Source organism: Nocardioides sp. P5_C9_2, from assembly GCF_054049555.1.
This window is the reverse complement of record NZ_JBFUMD010000027.1, coordinates 1-15824: the sequence shown is the minus strand read 5'-3', so window position 1 is coordinate 15824 and position 15824 is coordinate 1. Positions and strand designations below refer to the sequence as shown.

Below are 15824 nucleotides of genomic sequence, written 5' to 3'. Positions count from 1 at the left end.
CGGCAAGACCGAGCTGGCGAACCGGCTGGCACGGCGTACCTCCGGCGCTGACGTGGGCGAGGTGGGCTCCGCCGTCATGGAGCGTCGTACCCGTCGCTCGCGCAGGTTGCAGGGCTTCCGGTTCCTGGTGGTGCCGGGGGACAACGCGGCGACGCGGCTCTCGGCCCTCGACGAGGTCTTCCACGACGAGCCGGTCGACGGGATCATCCACGTGGTCGCGAACGGTCACGCCACGCCCCGGCGCGTGGCAGGCACGTCCGGTCGGGCGACGGCGACGCGCGAGGAGCTGCTCGCCGCGGAGCTGGAGGACTGGGCGATCACCGCGCACCGTGTCGCCTCGATGGCCGTACGCCGCGACAAGCCGGTCTGGCTCGTCATCGCCGTCACCAAGGCCGACCTGTACGCCGATGAGCTGGAGGACGTCGTCCAGTACTACTCCCCGGGAAGTGGCTCACCCTTCGGCAACAGGGTCGACGAGCTGCGGGCGCTCGCCGGCGGCGCGAAGCTCTCGGTCGACGTGCTCCCCGTGTCCAGCCAGGGCGGCGACCGCACCTCGTCCCTCTCGGCCAAGAAGGCCGGCGCGATGGTGGATGCCCTCGCGGTGCGACTGGCCCAGCTCAGCGGTCACGTCTGAGCCCCGCACCCGTTCCCGCCGACCCTTGTCAGGGGCCGCGTCCCAGGCGCACGCTGGGCTGACCGGGGGAGGGGAGGGAGTCATGGCGAGCTCACGGGCGACCCCCGACGAGGTCCAGGTCCGCACGAGCCCCCGCGAGCCGGAGACCGACCCGACCCTCGGGATCGAGGTGCCGCGCGGGGCGGCGCTCGCGACCAGGCACCGGCTGGTCACCATCGGGGACTCCCTGACGCAGGGGTTCATGAGCGCTGCGGTGCATCGCACGGACCTGTCCTGGCCCGCGATCACGGCGTACGAGATGGGTCTGACGGCCGAGCAGTTCACCTTCCCGACGTACGAGTGGCCGACCGGCCCGGGCGGGCTGCCGCTGGACCTGGAGCGGCTGGCGCGGTCGTTCGAGAAGCGCTTCGGGGCCCATCTGGACTTCTGGGAGATCGTGACTGCGGCCCTGTGGCTGCGGTCCTACATGGACCGGGTCGAGGACTACTGGGAACGCGGCGACGGGTCGAGGACGCCGCCCGGCGGGACGCCGTTCCACAACATGGCGGTCTACGGGTGGGACCTCCTCGACCCTCAGCTCCTCACCTCCACCAAGGTGGCCGCCCGGCTGGCCCGCCCGACCAAGGACGATCCGCTGGCGCAGCTGGTCGAGCACCACCAGGACCGGGCGGCGTGGCCCGTGCTGCAACGAGCCCGCAAGGGCAACCGCGGCCGCACCGTGCTGGAGGCCGTGACCGAGATGAGCAGACCCGACCAGGGTGTCGAGACCCTGGTGGTCGTCCTGGGCTCCAACAACGCCCTCGGCGCGGTCGTCTCGCTGGAGCCCGCCTGGACGCCGGAGGGGTACGACGACCTGCCGGTGGACCAGCGCCTGGCGGCCCGCGTCGGCTGCAACCTGTGGCGTCCCAGCGCGTTCGACGCCGACTGGGCCCTGCTCGAGGCGAAGCTGCGCGGGGTCGCCGCCCAGCACACCATCATCGCGACGATCCCGTCGGTCACCATCGCGCCGATCGCGCGGGGGACCTTCCGCAAGGTCCGGCCGCAGTCCCGGTACTTCCCGTACTACACGAGGCCGTGGATCACCGACGAGGACTTCGACCCCCGACGCGATCCCCACATCACCGAGGACGAGGCCCGGGCGATCGACTCGGCCATCGACTCCTTCAACGAGACGATGATCCGGTCCGTGGCCGCCGCCCGCCGCGACGGTCTCGACTGGTACCTGTTCGACATGGGGTCGATCCTCGACCGGCTCGCGACCCGGCGCTACATCGAGAGTCCGTGGGCGCGGCCGACCTGGTGGACCCCCTACGAGCTGCCACGAGCGCTGCGTGCGCTGGACCCGGTGCCGAGCACCCGGTTCTTCCGGTCGGGCCCCGGAGGGCGCACCGACGGCGGGCTGTTCTCCCTCGACGGCGTGCACCCGACGACCGCCGCCTACGGCATCCTCGCCCAGGAGGTCATCGGGGTGATGGAGCTGGCGGGCGTCGAGCTCGCCGACCGGCAGGGACAGCCCCGCTCGGCTCCGGTGCAGGTCGACTTCGAGCGGCTGCTGCGGGCCGACACCCTCCTCAGCGACCCGCCCGCCTCGATCAGCGACACCCTGAGCCTGATCGGCTGGCTCGACGACCAGCTCGACCTGGTCAACACGTTCCTGCCCTTCGTCCACTCGCCCCTCTGACCCACGGCCCGCGGCCGTGGGTTCGGGTTGCGACGGGGTGCGGGGCTAGCATTCGCGCTCCGCCCCGAGAGGACCCCGCATGGCCACTGACTACGACGCATCGCGCAAGACCGAGGACGAGCAGAAGGAGGAGAGCAGGGAGGCCCGCCGCCTCACCTCCGGCGAGCAGGACAAGACCTCGGGGAAGATCGACGAGGACGAGACCGAGCTGGCCGAGTCCTATGAGCTTCCCGGCGCGGATCTTTCCCACGAGGTCCTCTCCGTGGAGGTCACTCCGAAGCAGAACGACGAGTTCACCTGCACCTCGTGCTTCCTCGTCCAGCACGAGTCCCGGCGGGCGGCGCCGGGCGTCGACGTGTGTCGCGACTGCGCCTGACGATCCACACCTGCTCCACCTGGGACCTGGCCCCGGCTGAGCTGGGCGAACGGCCCACGACACGGTACGACGACCACCCGTCGGCTCGCCTCCTGGGTGAGCCGACGGAACGTGTGGACACGCCCTCGTCCTGGGTGCAGGCTGGCAGGGGCGGTAGGCGCCGCTCGTCGAGTCAAGGGGATCACCATGACCGATCAGCTGCACCTCGTTCTCCAGCCCGTGCAGGCGGAGCGGGCAGAGGACTTCGAGCGCTTCGTCAGTGAGGTCGTGACGCCTGCGGTGCAGGCCCAGCGCCCGGACCTCGAGCAGCGATGGCGGGTGATGCGCTCCGCGGAGACGACGGACGGGGTCGTGACCTTCGCCTTCCTCCTCGAGGGGGGCTCCCTGGAGGAGGACTGGGAGCTGAACCGACTGCTTCCCGCCCACTACGGGGAGGAGGAGACGAGACGACTGGTCGGAGAGTGGGCGGAGACCTTCGCGCCCCTGGGGCCCTGGGCCGCGGCGGCCGTCTCCGCGGGCCGGGAGAGCGACCAGGTCGTGTGGACGCTCGATCCGGTCACCCGCACGTAGGGGACACACCGCCTGCGGGTGTCCACCGCGGCGGCGTGGGCCCGATCACTCGGAGCGCGCGTGCACGCGGGTGTGGAGCCGGACGTGGGTGCCGGTCCGGTCGTTGCCGACGTCCACGGCGGTGCAGAGCTGACGCGCCAGCCACAGTCCGTAGCCGTGGTCCGACGGCTCGGCCGGTGGGAGCAGGCCCGCGAGCGGATCCACGGGTGCGCGACCGGAGTCATGCACGTGGCAGACCCAGGTGGCCCCCTCGTCGTACACATGGACGAGAGTCGGCGGCTCGCCGTGCAGGAGTGCGTTGGTCAGCACCTCGGTGAGCGCCAGCGCGACGTCCGCGACCACGTCGGGGTGGAGCCCGGCCTCGGCGCCACGGGCGTGCACGAGCCGACGCGCGCCGGCGACGTCTGCGCCGGACACGCACTCGATGGTGGTGGCTCCTGAGGGGGGACCCGTCACGGTGGCCAGGTCGGCGAGCGCGTCCAACGGGTCGTCGTACCAGGCGTTGGTGGTCACGCCGCCGTCCGCGCGCACCTCGGCGTGGGTGTGCCGCCCGATGTCCAGCAGGTGCGCGGGGAGCGAGCCCGTGTCGTAGGGGCACAGGAGGTCCATGTCGTACGCCGCGAACACGACGTTGGCGGCCGCCTCGAGACGGCGGTAGTCGACCAGCTCGGCGGAGACGCGCTGGGACGGGGTCTGCTCGGCGACCACGCACGACCGGACGCCGGGCGACGCAGCCGCGAAGTCGAGGAGCACGCGGTAGACGTTCCACTGCGGGGCGTAGGCGATCGTGTCCTCGACGAACGTGACCGCGTCGGCATCGTTGCCCAGCGCCGAGCGCAGCTGGTCCACCCGACGCGGTGGCGCCATGACCAGGCCACGGTGCCCGAGCTCGAGACCCTCGAGAAGGAACCCGCCGGCCTCGTCGGAGTACTGCTGGGCGCCGTCGTAGAACAGGCTGGTGTGCGTGGCCGACACCGTCATGGCTCCACCCTCAGACGCTCGTGACCGAGTCGGGAGACGGTCAGGACGCGCCGTACCGCCGCAGGGACGCGGTGCAGCACCAGGCACCCGCCGTCGGGCAGACCTGCCGCGACCGACTGCATCCGGGACAGGCTCCCGACGTCGGCGAACGTCACGCCCGCGAGGTCCACGTGCAGACGTGGCGTCACGGCCGCCCGGGACACGAGCACCCGGTGGAGCACGTCCCGGTTGGAGAGGTCGACCTCGCCACTGACCCGTACCCCCCACGGCTCGTCGACCGCGAGGAACCGGGCGAGCGGGGTCTCACCGAGCTCGGGAGCCAGGCCGTCGTGCTCGTGGGCGAGCATCGCTTCGAACGCCTCGTCGAGACGGGAGGCGTCATAGAGGCACACCGAGCTGACCCCGAGCTCGCGCTGCAGCCCGGTCGCCATGCGCTCCCACCGGAGCACCTCGTCGCGCGACCCGAGCAGCGGGGCGAGCCCGTCCATCCGGGCGGCCACGCGGAGCCCGGGGAAGCCGTTCTTCTGCGCCTGCTCCGCCGCTGCCCGGAATCCGTCGGCAACGGTGCTGAGGTCGTCCGGCCGACGCCGGCCGTAGGCGTCCTCGAACGACCTGACCAGGAGCTGGCCAGCGACCAGGGCGTCGTGCGCCTGCAGGTCCGGACGGGTTCGGAGCAGCGCGGCCTGCTCCTCGGTCGTGATGTAGAGCAGCTGGTCCCCGGCGGAGACGCCCTGGCCGACGAAGGTGGACACGATCCGCGCCAGCTGGTCCTCGTCACGGTGGAACGCGCACAGGTGGGTCCCGGGCTCCAGGGAGTCGAGGTTCGCAGTCGCGCCGTACGGCCCTGCGCTCATCTGGTCACTGTAGGTCCCCGTGTGGCCCGTGCCAACGGCCACGTGGGCCCGGAGCTAGAGTCCACCGGGTGAGCGCCACCCTCGTCGCGAAGGACCTGTCCGGTGGGCACGGTCACCGCGTGCTGTTCGAAGGACTCGACCTCACCGTCGCGGCAGGCGACGTGATCGGCGTGGTCGGCGCGAACGGTGCCGGGAAGTCGACGCTGCTGTCCCTGCTCGGCGGGGCGGTCGCACCCCTGAGCGGCACCGTGGAGCTCGCGCCGAGGGACGCCTTCGTCGGGTCGCTGCCCCAGGAGCACGAACGCGCACCGGGGGAGACCGTCGCGGGCTACCTCGCCCGGCGCACCGGCGCGACCGAGGCCACCGCGGTGATGGAGGCCGCGGCGGCGGCGCTCGGCACCGACGAGCCGGGGGCCGACGACGCCTACGCGGTTGGGCTCGACCGGTGGTTGGCCAGTGGCGCGGCCGACCTCGAGGACCGCGTCGCGCCGGTGCTGGCGGACCTGGGGCTCGACGTGGGCCCCGAGACCATGATGACCGCGCTCTCCGGGGGGCAGGCCGCGCGCGTGGCACTGGCCGCGCTGCTGCTCAGCCGGTTCGACGTCGTCCTGCTCGACGAGCCGACCAACGACCTCGACCTCGACGGTCTCGCGCGGTTGGAGGCGTTCGTGCAGGGCCTGCGCGGCGGCGTCGTGCTGGTCTCCCACGACCGCGAGTTCCTGGCCCGCTGCGTCACCCGGATCGTCGAGCTCGACCAGGCCCAGGGACAGGTCCACGTCTACGACGGCGGGTACGACGCCTTCCTGGAGGAGCGCGCCATCGCCCGACGTCACGCCCGGGAGGCCTACGAGCAGTACGCCGGCACGCGCGCCGACCTAGTGCAGCGGGCACGCACCCAACGCGAGTGGAGCTCCCAGGGCGTCCGCAACGCGATGCGCAAGAGCCCCGACAACGACAAGATCCGTCGCAAGGCGGCCACCGAGTCCTCGGAGAAACAGGCCCAGAAGGTCCGCCAGATGGAGTCGCGGATCGCTCGGCTCGACGRGGTCGAGGAGCCGCGCAAGGAGTGGGTCCTGCAGTTCGACATCGCCGCCGCGCCGCGCTCGAGCGGGGTGGTCGCCACCCTCAACGAGGCGACCCTGCGTCTGGGCGACTTCCGGTTCGGCCCCGTCTCCGTGCAGGTCAACGCCGGCGACCGGATCGGCATCACCGGTCCCAACGGTGCCGGCAAGACGACGCTGCTCCGGCTGCTGCTGGGCGGCGCGACCCCCGACACGGGCTCCGTCTCGCTGGGCGCCTCCGTTGCCGTGGGGGTCATCGACCAGGCCCGCACCCACCTGGACGACGCCCTGCCGCTGGGAGCTGCCTTCGAGGCTGCCGTGCCGGAGATGACGCAGGCCGAGGTGCGGACGCTCCTCGCCAAGTTCGGGCTCAGGGCCGACCAGGTCACCAGCGAGGTCGGCCGCCTCTCCCCGGGGGAGCGCACGCGCGCGGCCATGGCGCTGCTCCAGGCGCGCGGGGTGAACCTGATGGTCCTCGACGAGCCCACCAACCACCTCGACCTGCCGGCCATCGAGCAGCTCGAGCAGGCGCTGACGTCGTACGACGGGGCGCTCCTGCTGGTCTCGCACGACCGACGCCTGCTCCAGAACGTCCGCCTGGACCAGCGGTGGGACGTCGACGCCGGCCGGGTCGTCGTACGACACACCTGAGGTCGGCCGTCCCTACGTGGTCAGGCTCAGGCGCAGGTCCCGGCCGAGGAGGGCGGCGAGCCGGCCGCGCTCCCGGTCGATCGCCGCGTCAGGTGGCGGGCGACCGTCGAGCCAGGTCAGCGCGAGCTCGTCACCCCGGCGCGCCCACGTCCCGCACACCACTCCGCCGACGATCAGCGGATTGGCCTTGCGGGTCATCAGGTCCCGTCGCGACGGGGGAGTGACGTGGACGTCCTTGGTGCCGGGACCGATCACCCACTGGTCGTGCCCGGGCAGGAACCGCACGGTCTCGGAGGGAGCGGACCCGTGGAGGGCGTCGACGTCGTCGTCCACGACGTACGCCGTGGTGCCCTCGACGTCGACCGCGACCAGCCGGTCGCCGAGCCCGGTGAACCAGGCGTCGAGTCGTCGACGGCCAGCGCTCAGCCCGTTGCCGAGCCAGTAGTGGAGGTGCTCGCGCGTCGCCGGCCCATAGGTCCGGAGGTACGCCGTGATGGCCCGCGGGCCGGCGTCGTCGAGGTCGGGGATGCCTCGCCACCGCGGGTTGTCGTCGAGACCCTGGAAGGTGTGCACGCCGTCTCGCGACGGACCGAACGTCATGTCCCCCTGCCAGGTCAGCGGCTTGACCAGGGTGCCCGCTCCCTCGTCGAAGACCGGTTCCAGGTGCCGGTAGGCGCGATGTCGCGTGACCTCCCGGCCGAGCTCGGCGAGGGTCAACGGGCCGCCGACCAGCGCCGCGCGCACCGTGGCCCGGAAGTCCGGCCAGTCCGAGGGAGCGAGCCGGTAGTACTCCACCCAGCTCGGCAGCTCCCACTGCCGGCCGGCGCAGCGGAGCGCCAGGTAGATCCCGCCGTCCTCGGGTGAGAGGTAGTGCACGGACCCGCGGAACGCGAACGCCTTGACCACGTGTCCCGCGGCCAGGGCGGCCGCGAGGTCATCCGGCCTCGATGACGCGCTGCGCGTGCGTACGGCGAGGTCCGCCCGCGACTCGTCCATCGAGAGCACGGCGCCCAGCCGACGTACGACACCGGCGACCGGCTCCACCCCGACGGGGTCGAGCAGCTGTCGCTCCATGCGCCACGACAGGGCCTGCGCCCAGTCGACCGAGACCTCTGTGGACCGGACCATCCCCGCAGCCTCGCACGCGTACCGGACGGATGGCGTCCGGTCGGGTGCGCTCAGGCGCTCGGGTACGTCGTTCCCTGGCGCGGGGTGACGCTCTCCTCGTCCGGCATCAGGATCCAGAGAAGGGGGTAGACCAGCAGCTGGCTGCCCGGGACGAGCATCAGCAGCAGCACGAACAGCAGCCGCGAGACCCACGGGGTGAGTCCGAACCGGCGGCCGATGCCGGCACACACACCTCCGAGGACCCGGCTGTCCCGGGGGCGGACGAGGCCCTGGTTGGCGAAGCTCGAGCGGATGCTGTCCATGGTGTTCCTTCGGTCGGGTGACTGGTGGGTCCAGCCTCGCTCCCCGCGGGGCCGTCCGCCATCGGGGTCCGCCCTGGTCCGTCCCCGACGCGGAGCCACGACCCCGGGGCAGGGTCAGGCGTCAGGGCCGGGCCGCGAGCTGCCCGATCTCGGTCGCGGTGAGTGCCCGGTCGTAGATGCGCACCTCGTCCAGGCGCCCGTCCCAGAACGCCTCCAGCAGCCCCTTGGCGGGGTTGTTCTTCGCCCCGACCGCGAGCGGCTCCGTGTTCACGCAGGTGCGGCCGGTGATCTGCCTGACGCCGGCGGCCCGACCGTCGATGTAGATCCGCAGCCGGGCGCCGTCGTACGTCGCCGACACGTGCTTCCAGACATTGACCGGGAGCGCGCGGGTGCTGTCGAAGAACTTCCAGCTGGCGTTCGCGCACCCGCCGTAGAAGCCACCGACGCGGACGAGGCCGTTCGTCCGGACGTTCATCCAGTACGCCCCGGCCTTCTCCAGGACCTCCCAGCGACCGAGCGTCTGGTCGTTCTGGATCCCGGTGTAGCGCACCCAGGCGGACAGTGTGTAGGTGTTGACGTCGAGCACCGGCGACCGGGGGACGTCGACGTACTGGTGCTGGGTGCCGGTGAGCCGGAGCGCCCGCCCGTAGCCGGCGAGACCGGTGACGAGTCGCGCGGTGCCCGAGGCCGCCACGACGTGCCCGTGGAGGGCCTGGGGGGAGGAGTCGGTGATCGTGCCCTGCGACAGCGTCTCCATCGAGTAGTCGAGGAGGAGGCCGTCCACCGGAACGGCGCGGCCGCCGGAGACGCCGGGGGCGCCGGGGCTCGGGGCGACAGGGACCGACGCCAGCAGCGCAGTGGCTGCGAGGAACGAGCCGAGGCGTCGCATGCGAGCCCCTCCCAACGACCGGACGGGAGTATTCGCCGAGGACTTCAGGGTACGCCCGGGTGGGCACGCGAGGCATCACCAATTCTGACCCGCGCTCCCGTCGCCGGATCGCTCGTTTTTGCAGTTTCGTGGCACGGGTGTGGATCGACTGTCACCGCGCTGAGGAGAACCAGGACGTAGATTCATCGTCAGAACCGCCCACGGACCCGAGACCGTGGGCGGTTCTACTTTTCTCACCGGGAGCGCGTTCGCCAGCAGCGCGTTCGCCAGCGGCGTGTCCCCGGAAGCCGGTCGCTAGCCCGGTTGGGGCTTGTGCCTCCCGCCCGACGGTGCGACGGTCCGGAGATGACCACCTCCGCCGGCCGTCCGTCTGCCCGCCGTCGCGCGACGATCGTCGGCCTCTGTGCCGCGGTGCTCGCGGCGACCGCCACCCTGGCGCCGGCCGGAGGGGCGCTGGCCAGCCAGGAGTCGCCGGCCGCGCGGACCGCCGCCGTGCAGACGCACCCGCACGGGCACGGGCACTCGCACGGGCACCCGCGTGCGCGGACGGCGACGGTGATGACCCGCAACCTCTACCTCGGCGCCGAGCTGACGACGGTGCTCACTGCCCTGGCCAGCGGCGACGACGCCGCCATCGTCGGCGCCGCGACCCAGACGTGGGCCGCCGTCCAGGCGACCGACCCCCCGGAGCGGATGGCCGCCATCGCCGACGAGATCGTGGCGGCCGATCCCGACCTGGTCGGCCTGCAGGAGGTCACCCAGTGGACGACCTACACGTTCGACCCGGTGTCGGGGGTCGTCAGCGAGCCCGTCGTCGCCTACGACTTCCTCGCCCTGCTGCTCGACGCGCTCGCCGCACGGGGCGTGCACTACCGCGCGGTCGAGGGGGCCATCGCCCACAACTTCGCGTCGCCGCCGATCCCGATCCTGGCCACCCCGACTGCCACGGTCCCGAGGGCCGCCGTCCAGCTCGCCGACCGGGATGTGATCCTGGCCCGGGACGACGTGGGCACCACGAACGCGCGGACCGGCACCTACGACACGATCGTCGGCTTCCCGTTCAACGGCACGGTGCTCCCGGTCCCTCGCGGCTGGGGCTCGGTCGACGTGACCGCACGGCGCGCGCACTTCCGGTTCGTCAACTCCCACCTGGAGGCGTTCGGCCTCCCGGGGGTGGATGCGGAGGCCGTGCGCGTCGCCCAGGTCGGTGAGCTCCTCGCGGCGCAGGACACCGTGGCGGCGCAGTCGGGCGAGCTGCCGATGGTGTACGTCGGTGACTACAACTCCGACGCGCCCGACGCGCCGGCGTACTCACGCCTCCTGGCCGGGGTCGGACAGGATGCCTGGACCCGCAGCCACCGTCACGCCGCGGGGTTGACCTGCTGCTTCGGCGCGACGGTCGACGACCCGGACAACCCGCTGACCTCGCGGATCGACCTCGTGCTGGCCAGCCCGGACGTCAGGGCGCCGCGGGCGACGGTCGTCGGCGACGAGGTCGCCGACATGACGCCGTCGGGTCTGTGGCCCTCGGACCACGCCGGGGTCGTGGCGCGGCTGGTGTTCCCCGCCGCCCGCTAGGGGCGCTCACCACCCGGCGACCCGGTCGCGGAGCCGGGTGTACGACGCGCGGACCTGCGGCGTCGGCGCCGCCTCCACCACGGTGCCCTCGGGTCGCGGCCAGTCCGGGGGTGACGCCGTGCCGGCCAGCGCCCAGGCGGCCTGCCGGGCGGCGCCGAGCGCGACGTACTCGGCCGGCGCGGGGATGGTGACGGCCTGACCGAAGACCCCGGCGGCGACCTGCTGCAGCGCCGGGCTCCGTGCCGCCCCGCCGACGAGGAGGATGTTCGCGCCGCGCTGGCCGATGTGGTCCGCCAGGTGGTCGACGGCGTCCGCGAGGGAGCAGACCAGCGCCTCGAAGGCCGCGCGGGCCAGGTCGGACCGGCCCGAGTCGCCGGTGAGACCGCTCCACACGCCGGTCGCGCCCGGGCGGTTGGGCGTCCGTTCCCCGCCGTAGTAGGGCGAGATGGTGAGCCCGTGGCAGCCGGGGGGAGCCTGCAGGGCGAGCGCGGCGAGCTCGTCGTGGCCGACGCCGAGGAGGGCGGCCTGGAGGTCCAGGATCCGTGCGGCGTTGAGCGTCACGGTCATCGGCAGGAACGAGTCCTCCGCGTCGGCGAAGCCGGTCACCGTGCCCGTCCCATCGGCGGAGGCGACCCTGCTCCGGGTCGACGCGACCCCGGAGGTGCCCACCGACACCAGGACGTCGGTCTCGCGGAGTCCCATGCCGAGGGCGGCGCCCATGTTGTCGCCCGTGCCCCCGGCGACCACGGCGCCGCCGACGGTGTGCGCGGCCACGACGCCGCCCGGCACGACCCGGGGGAGGGCGACCTCGTGGCCGAGCGCGGAGTGCGCCAGCTCGGGGCGCCAGCGGTCCTCGACCGTCGAGAAGTAGCCCGTGCCGGAGGCGTCGCCGCGGTCGGTGAAGGGGTCGGTGCCCGGCTCGCTCAGGTGCGCCGAGAGGTAGTCGTGGGGGAGCAGCACGCGCGCCGTCCTGGCCGCCGCCCCGGGCTCGGCGTCGCGCATCCACCGCAGCTTCGTCGCGGTGAACGACGCCACCAGGACGCTGCCCACGAGGCGGGCACACTCGTCCGGTCCACCCCACTCCCGGACGAGGTCCTCGGCGGCGCCAGCCGACCGTAGGTCGTTCCACAGCAGGGCCTTCCGCACGGGTTCTCCCGCAGCGTCGAGGGCGACCATGCCGTGCTGCTGGGCCCCCACGGAGAGGGCGGCCGCCCGGTCCAGGAGCCCGTCACACGCCTCGTCGACCGCGGCCAGCCACGCGCGCGGGTCGACCTCGGTGCCCGGCGGGTGGGGCACCTGTCGCTGGTCGAGCACGGTCCCGTCGTCGGCGTCGACGAGCAGGGCCTTGGTCGATTGGGTCGAGGAGTCGATCCCGAGGACGGCTGTCATGGGCGGTATTCAGACGGACGCCGCGGGGCACGTCAAGGCCTCGTACCGGTCGGCAAGAAGTTCGCGCGGAGTGGTTGACGTCACATCCACGGAGGGTTAGTTTGTTGCAGCAACCGACAAATTAGGTGATCTGGACCACACGACGGGGGTGACGGGATGCGAGCACGCGACGGATGGGTCGCCGGGGCCAGCACGGCCGACCAGGTCGCCGTGCGCCGCCACAACCTCGCCGTCGTCATGGATCACCTCCGCCGTTCCGGACCCGCGTCCCGCGCCCGGATCGCGGCGGACACCGGCCTCAACAAGGCCACCGTCTCGAGCCTCGTGGCCGAGCTGGGGGAGCGTGGCCTGGTGGTCGAGGGAGAGACCGAGCGCGGCGCCGTGGGTCGCCCCGGGCTCGTGATCGAGCTGGACGCCACCGCCCACGTGGCGATCGGCGCCGAGGTCAGCGTCGACTACGTCTCGGTGCTGGCCATGAACCTGCGCGGCGACCCCGTCGCGGAGCGACGCCTCGCCCTGGACGCCAGCCGTCTCTCGCCGGAGGCGAGCCTCGGCCGCCTGGCCGAGCTGACCCGCGACGTGCTCGACGAGCTCGCCGACGACGCGACCGTGGTGGGTCTCTCGGTGGCGATCCCGGGCCTGGTCGAGTCCGAGAGCGGCATCGTCCACGCCGCCCCCAACCTGGGCTGGCGCGAGGTGCGGGTCGCGAAGCTGCTGCGTGACCTGCTCGGCGACCTGCCCAGCGGCCCCGGCGTCGAGATCGTCCTGGACAACGAGGCCAACCTCGCAGCACTCGCCGAGCTGGACCTGCGCGGGAGCGCGGCCCCCGACGAGTTCATCCTGCTCATGGGCGGCGTCGGCATCGGCGGCGGTCTCGTCACGGCCGGACAGCTCCTGCGCGGAGCGTGCGGCTTCGCCGGCGAGGTCGGACACATCCAGGTGACCCCGTCCGGGGAGACCTGCCGCTGCGGTCGGCGTGGGTGCTGGGAGACCGTGATCGGGCTGCACGCCCTGCTGGCGCTGGCGGCCCCTGCGGACGACGTCGTACGAGACCCGTCCGTCGACCTCGACGAGCGCCTGGCCGAGCTGCGCGACCGGGCGGAGCGCGGCGACGCCCGCACCCTGGATGCGATCGCCACCATCAGCGCGGCCCTGGCCAGCGGCGCCGGCACCCTCCTCAACGTCTTCAACCCGCGCCTGCTGGTCCTCGGCGGCTACTTCGCGGTGCTGCAACCGTGGATCGAGCCGGGACTGCGCGAGGCGCTCGACGAGCAGGTCTTCGCCCCGCGGTCCGGCGGGTGCCGCGTGGAGTTCTCCAGCCTCGGCTACTCGGCCGCGGTGCGCGGGGGCGCGATCGCGGCGGCGTCGATCGTGTTCGACAACCCCTCCGCGCTGCCCCTCAGCCCACATGTCCCCCTGGTCAAGGAGGTCGGTCCGGCATGACCAGCCCAAAGGCGCTGCTGCGCATGAGTGGAATCGTCAAGGAGTTCCCCGGGGTCAAGGCCCTCGGCGGCGTCGACCTCGACGTGCGCGCCGGGGAGGTGCACTGCCTGCTCGGACAGAACGGCGCCGGCAAGTCCACGCTCATCAAGATCCTGTCCGCGTCCTACCAGCCCGACGCCGGAGTCATCCACATCGACGACGTCGAGACCACCCTGCCCACACCGATCTCCGCGATCCGGGTGGGCATCTCCACCATCTACCAGGAGCTGGACCTGGTGCCCGGGCTGACGGTCGCGGAGAACGTCTTCCTCGGCCACGAGCAGTCGGTGGCGGGGTTCTCCCAGCGCTCGCAGAGCAACCGGGCGGTGCGCGAGCTGATGGCCCGACTCGGGCACAGCGAGATCTCGCCGACGCGACTGGTGGGGAGCCTCTCCCCGGCCGGCCAGCAGATCGTCAGCATGGCGCGTGCGCTCTCGCACGACACCCGCCTGCTCATCCTCGACGAGCCGTCCGCGGTGCTCGACCAGGAGGAGGTCGACAACCTCTTCCGGGTCATCCGGGGGCTGACGGCCGAGGGCGTCGCCGTCGTCTACATCTCTCACCGCCTGGAGGAGATCCGCCAGATCGGGGACCGCATCACGGTCCTCAAGGACGGGATCACCGTCGCCACCGGGCTCGAGGTCGCCGAGACCCCCACCGCCACGCTCATCCGGCTGATGACGGGCCGCTCGATCGAGTACGTCTTCCCGCCCCGTCCCGACGCCCCGGCCGACCGCGGCCCGGTCGTGCTCGAGGCCCGCGACCTCTCGCTCGCCGGGGTCTTCGAGCGCATGGACCTGACCGTGCACGCCGGCGAGATCGTGGGCCTCACCGGCCTGGTGGGCGCGGGCCGCTCGGAGATCCTCGAGACGTTGTACGGCGCCCGCCGGGCCACCACGGGCACGGTCGCMGTCGACGGGACCCAGCTCCGCAAGGGGTCGGTCCCGGCCGCCGTGCGGGCCGGCGTCGGCCTGGCCCCCGAGGAGCGCAAGAGCCAGGGCCTGCTGCTCGACGAGGCCGTCTATCGCAACATCACCGTCTCGTCGCTGAGCCGCTTCGCCCGGGGCGGCTTCCTCAACAGCGCCGCCGAGCGGAGCCGCGCCGAGGAGCTGACGACCTCGCTCGACGTACGCCCCACGGGCGTCACGCGGGCGGTGCGCACCCTGTCGGGCGGCAACCAGCAGAAGGTCGTGCTCGCGCGGTGGCTGCTGCGCGACTGCCGCGTGCTGCTCCTCGACGAGCCCACGCGGGGCGTGGACGTCGGGGCCCGCAGCGAGATCTACCAGCTGATCCGGAGCCTGGCCGACGCCGGCGTCGCCGTGGTCGTCGTGTCCAGCGAGGTCGAGGAGGTCCTCGGCCTGTCCGACCGGGTCCTGGTGGTCCGCGAGGGCGCCGTCGTCCACGAGGCCCCGGCCACCGATCTCGACGAGGCCAGGGTGCTGGACCTCGTGATGGAAGGAAGAGTCGCATGAGCAAGGACACCCCCGTGGACACCTCGCAGGGCACGGCCGGGACCACCGGCGGGAGCGAACGGGTCGAGGCGGAGGCGCTGCGGGCCGGCCGGTCCCCGGGCGGCGCGATGGCCGTGCTGCGCACCAGCGCCGGGCGCAACCTCGGCCTCGTGGTCGCGCTCGCGGTGATCTGCCTGGTCGGCACCGTGACCGCCGGCGACCGCTTCGCCGACTGGGACAACGTGCTGACCATCCTCAAGCTTGCCTCGGTGATCGGCGTGGTCAGCATCGGGATGACCTTCGTCATCACCGGAGGCGGGATCGACCTCAGCGTCGGCGCGATCGTGGCGCTGTCCTCGGTGTGGTGCACGACCCTGGCCACCCAGACGATGGCCGAGGACACCCACTGGATCGTCATGGTGCTGGTCGCCCTGGCCGTCGGCGCAGGGTGTGGCCTGATCAACGGCGTGCTGATCGCCTACGGCCACATCGTGTCGTTCATCGCCACCCTCGCGATGCTGGCCAGCGCCCGCGGGCTCGCCGAGCTGATGAGCGACCGCAAGACCCAGATCGTCCGGGTGGAGAGCTTCAAGGACTTCTTCGGCGCCGAGCTCTTCGGGATCCCGCTGCTGGTGGTCATCTTCGGCGTCGTCGCGGCGATCGGCTGGGTGCTGCTCAACCGGACCACCTTCGGACGCCGCACCCTCGCCGTCGGCGGCAACCCGGAGGCCGCGCGGCTCGCCGGCATCAACGTCAAGCGGCACACGGTGATGCTCTACGTGCTCGTCGGCCTGTGC

15 protein-coding genes are annotated in these 15824 nt (G+C 72.6%); 9 read left to right on the top strand and 6 right to left on the bottom strand.

From position 1 onward, the window contains the following. From ACXJKL_RS02810 to ACXJKL_RS02795, 4 genes are all read left to right on the top strand, one after another. A partial coding sequence (locus ACXJKL_RS02810) for a hypothetical protein (protein WP_457205529.1) occupies positions 1-634 on the top strand: 634 nt, incomplete at its 5' end. An 82-nt stretch (positions 635-716) separates the two neighbouring features. Further along, the gene (locus ACXJKL_RS02805; RefSeq protein ID WP_457205528.1) at positions 717-2315 is read left to right on the top strand and encodes a hypothetical protein; all 1599 of its coding nucleotides are present in this window, start codon (positions 717-719) and stop codon (positions 2313-2315) included. Positions 2316-2394: 79 nt separating this feature from the next. Continuing rightward, positions 2395-2691: a DUF4193 domain-containing protein gene (locus ACXJKL_RS02800; protein ID WP_457205527.1), complete on the top strand. Its 297-nt coding sequence runs from the start codon at positions 2395-2397 to the stop codon at positions 2689-2691. 186 nt (positions 2692-2877) lie between these two features. Continuing rightward, positions 2878-3261 (top strand): hypothetical protein, encoded by a 384-nt coding sequence (locus tag ACXJKL_RS02795; protein WP_457205526.1) that lies wholly within the window; start codon positions 2878-2880, stop codon positions 3259-3261. A 45-nt stretch (positions 3262-3306) separates the two neighbouring features. On the opposite strand, the gene ACXJKL_RS02790 is transcribed toward ACXJKL_RS02795, so the two are convergent. Both ACXJKL_RS02790 and ACXJKL_RS02785 read right to left on the bottom strand, forming a co-directional pair. Further along, positions 3307-4242 carry an anti-sigma factor RsbA family regulatory protein gene (locus tag ACXJKL_RS02790; RefSeq protein ID WP_457205525.1) on the bottom strand — a complete coding sequence of 312 codons (936 nt, stop codon included), beginning with the start codon at positions 4240-4242 and terminating at the stop codon, positions 3307-3309. Further along, complete coding sequence (locus tag ACXJKL_RS02785) at positions 4239-5096, bottom strand: MEDS domain-containing protein (protein WP_457205524.1); 858 nt, start codon at positions 5094-5096, stop codon at positions 4239-4241. Before ACXJKL_RS02785 ends, ACXJKL_RS02790 begins: the two co-directional genes overlap by 4 nt. Before the next feature lie 68 nt (positions 5097-5164). Between ACXJKL_RS02785 and ACXJKL_RS02780 the strand changes: the two genes are divergently transcribed. Continuing rightward, positions 5165-6808 carry an ABC-F family ATP-binding cassette domain-containing protein gene (locus ACXJKL_RS02780; RefSeq protein ID WP_457205523.1) on the top strand — a complete coding sequence of 548 codons (1644 nt, stop codon included), beginning with the start codon at positions 5165-5167 and terminating at the stop codon, positions 6806-6808. A 12-nt stretch (positions 6809-6820) separates the two neighbouring features. On the opposite strand, the gene ACXJKL_RS02775 is transcribed toward ACXJKL_RS02780, so the two are convergent. The 3 genes from ACXJKL_RS02775 to ACXJKL_RS02765 form a co-directional block, all read right to left on the bottom strand. Next, positions 6821-7936, bottom strand: a complete 1116-nt coding sequence (locus ACXJKL_RS02775) for a DNA glycosylase AlkZ-like family protein (RefSeq protein WP_457205522.1) — start codon at positions 7934-7936, stop codon at positions 6821-6823. Positions 7937-7986: 50 nt separating this feature from the next. Next, positions 7987-8238: a PspC domain-containing protein gene (locus ACXJKL_RS02770; RefSeq protein ID WP_457205521.1), complete on the bottom strand. Its 252-nt coding sequence runs from the start codon at positions 8236-8238 to the stop codon at positions 7987-7989. A gap of 121 nt (positions 8239-8359) precedes the next feature. Then, on the bottom strand, positions 8360-9127 hold the full coding sequence (locus ACXJKL_RS02765; RefSeq protein ID WP_457205520.1) for a LamG domain-containing protein: 768 nt from the start codon (positions 9125-9127) through the stop codon (positions 8360-8362). 345 nt (positions 9128-9472) lie between these two features. On the opposite strand from ACXJKL_RS02765, the gene ACXJKL_RS02760 reads away from it, so the two are divergent. Beyond that, positions 9473-10705: an endonuclease/exonuclease/phosphatase family protein gene (locus tag ACXJKL_RS02760; RefSeq protein WP_457205519.1), complete on the top strand. Its 1233-nt coding sequence runs from the start codon at positions 9473-9475 to the stop codon at positions 10703-10705. A gap of 6 nt (positions 10706-10711) precedes the next feature. On the opposite strand, the gene ACXJKL_RS02755 is transcribed toward ACXJKL_RS02760, so the two are convergent. After that, positions 10712-12094 carry an FGGY family carbohydrate kinase gene (locus ACXJKL_RS02755; RefSeq protein WP_457205518.1) on the bottom strand — a complete coding sequence of 461 codons (1383 nt, stop codon included), beginning with the start codon at positions 12092-12094 and terminating at the stop codon, positions 10712-10714. Positions 12095-12250: 156 nt separating this feature from the next. On the opposite strand from ACXJKL_RS02755, the gene ACXJKL_RS02750 reads away from it, so the two are divergent. The 3 genes from ACXJKL_RS02750 to ACXJKL_RS02740 form a co-directional block, all read left to right on the top strand. Beyond that, positions 12251-13537 carry an ROK family protein gene (locus tag ACXJKL_RS02750; protein ID WP_457205517.1) on the top strand — a complete coding sequence of 429 codons (1287 nt, stop codon included), beginning with the start codon at positions 12251-12253 and terminating at the stop codon, positions 13535-13537. Further along, positions 13534-15048 carry a sugar ABC transporter ATP-binding protein gene (locus ACXJKL_RS02745; protein WP_457205516.1) on the top strand — a complete coding sequence of 505 codons (1515 nt, stop codon included), beginning with the start codon at positions 13534-13536 and terminating at the stop codon, positions 15046-15048. Before ACXJKL_RS02750 ends, ACXJKL_RS02745 begins: the two co-directional genes overlap by 4 nt. Continuing rightward, positions 15045-15824: ABC transporter permease (locus ACXJKL_RS02740; protein WP_457205515.1), on the top strand; the 780-nt coding region annotated here is incomplete at its 3' end. The genes ACXJKL_RS02745 and ACXJKL_RS02740, both read left to right, overlap by 4 nt.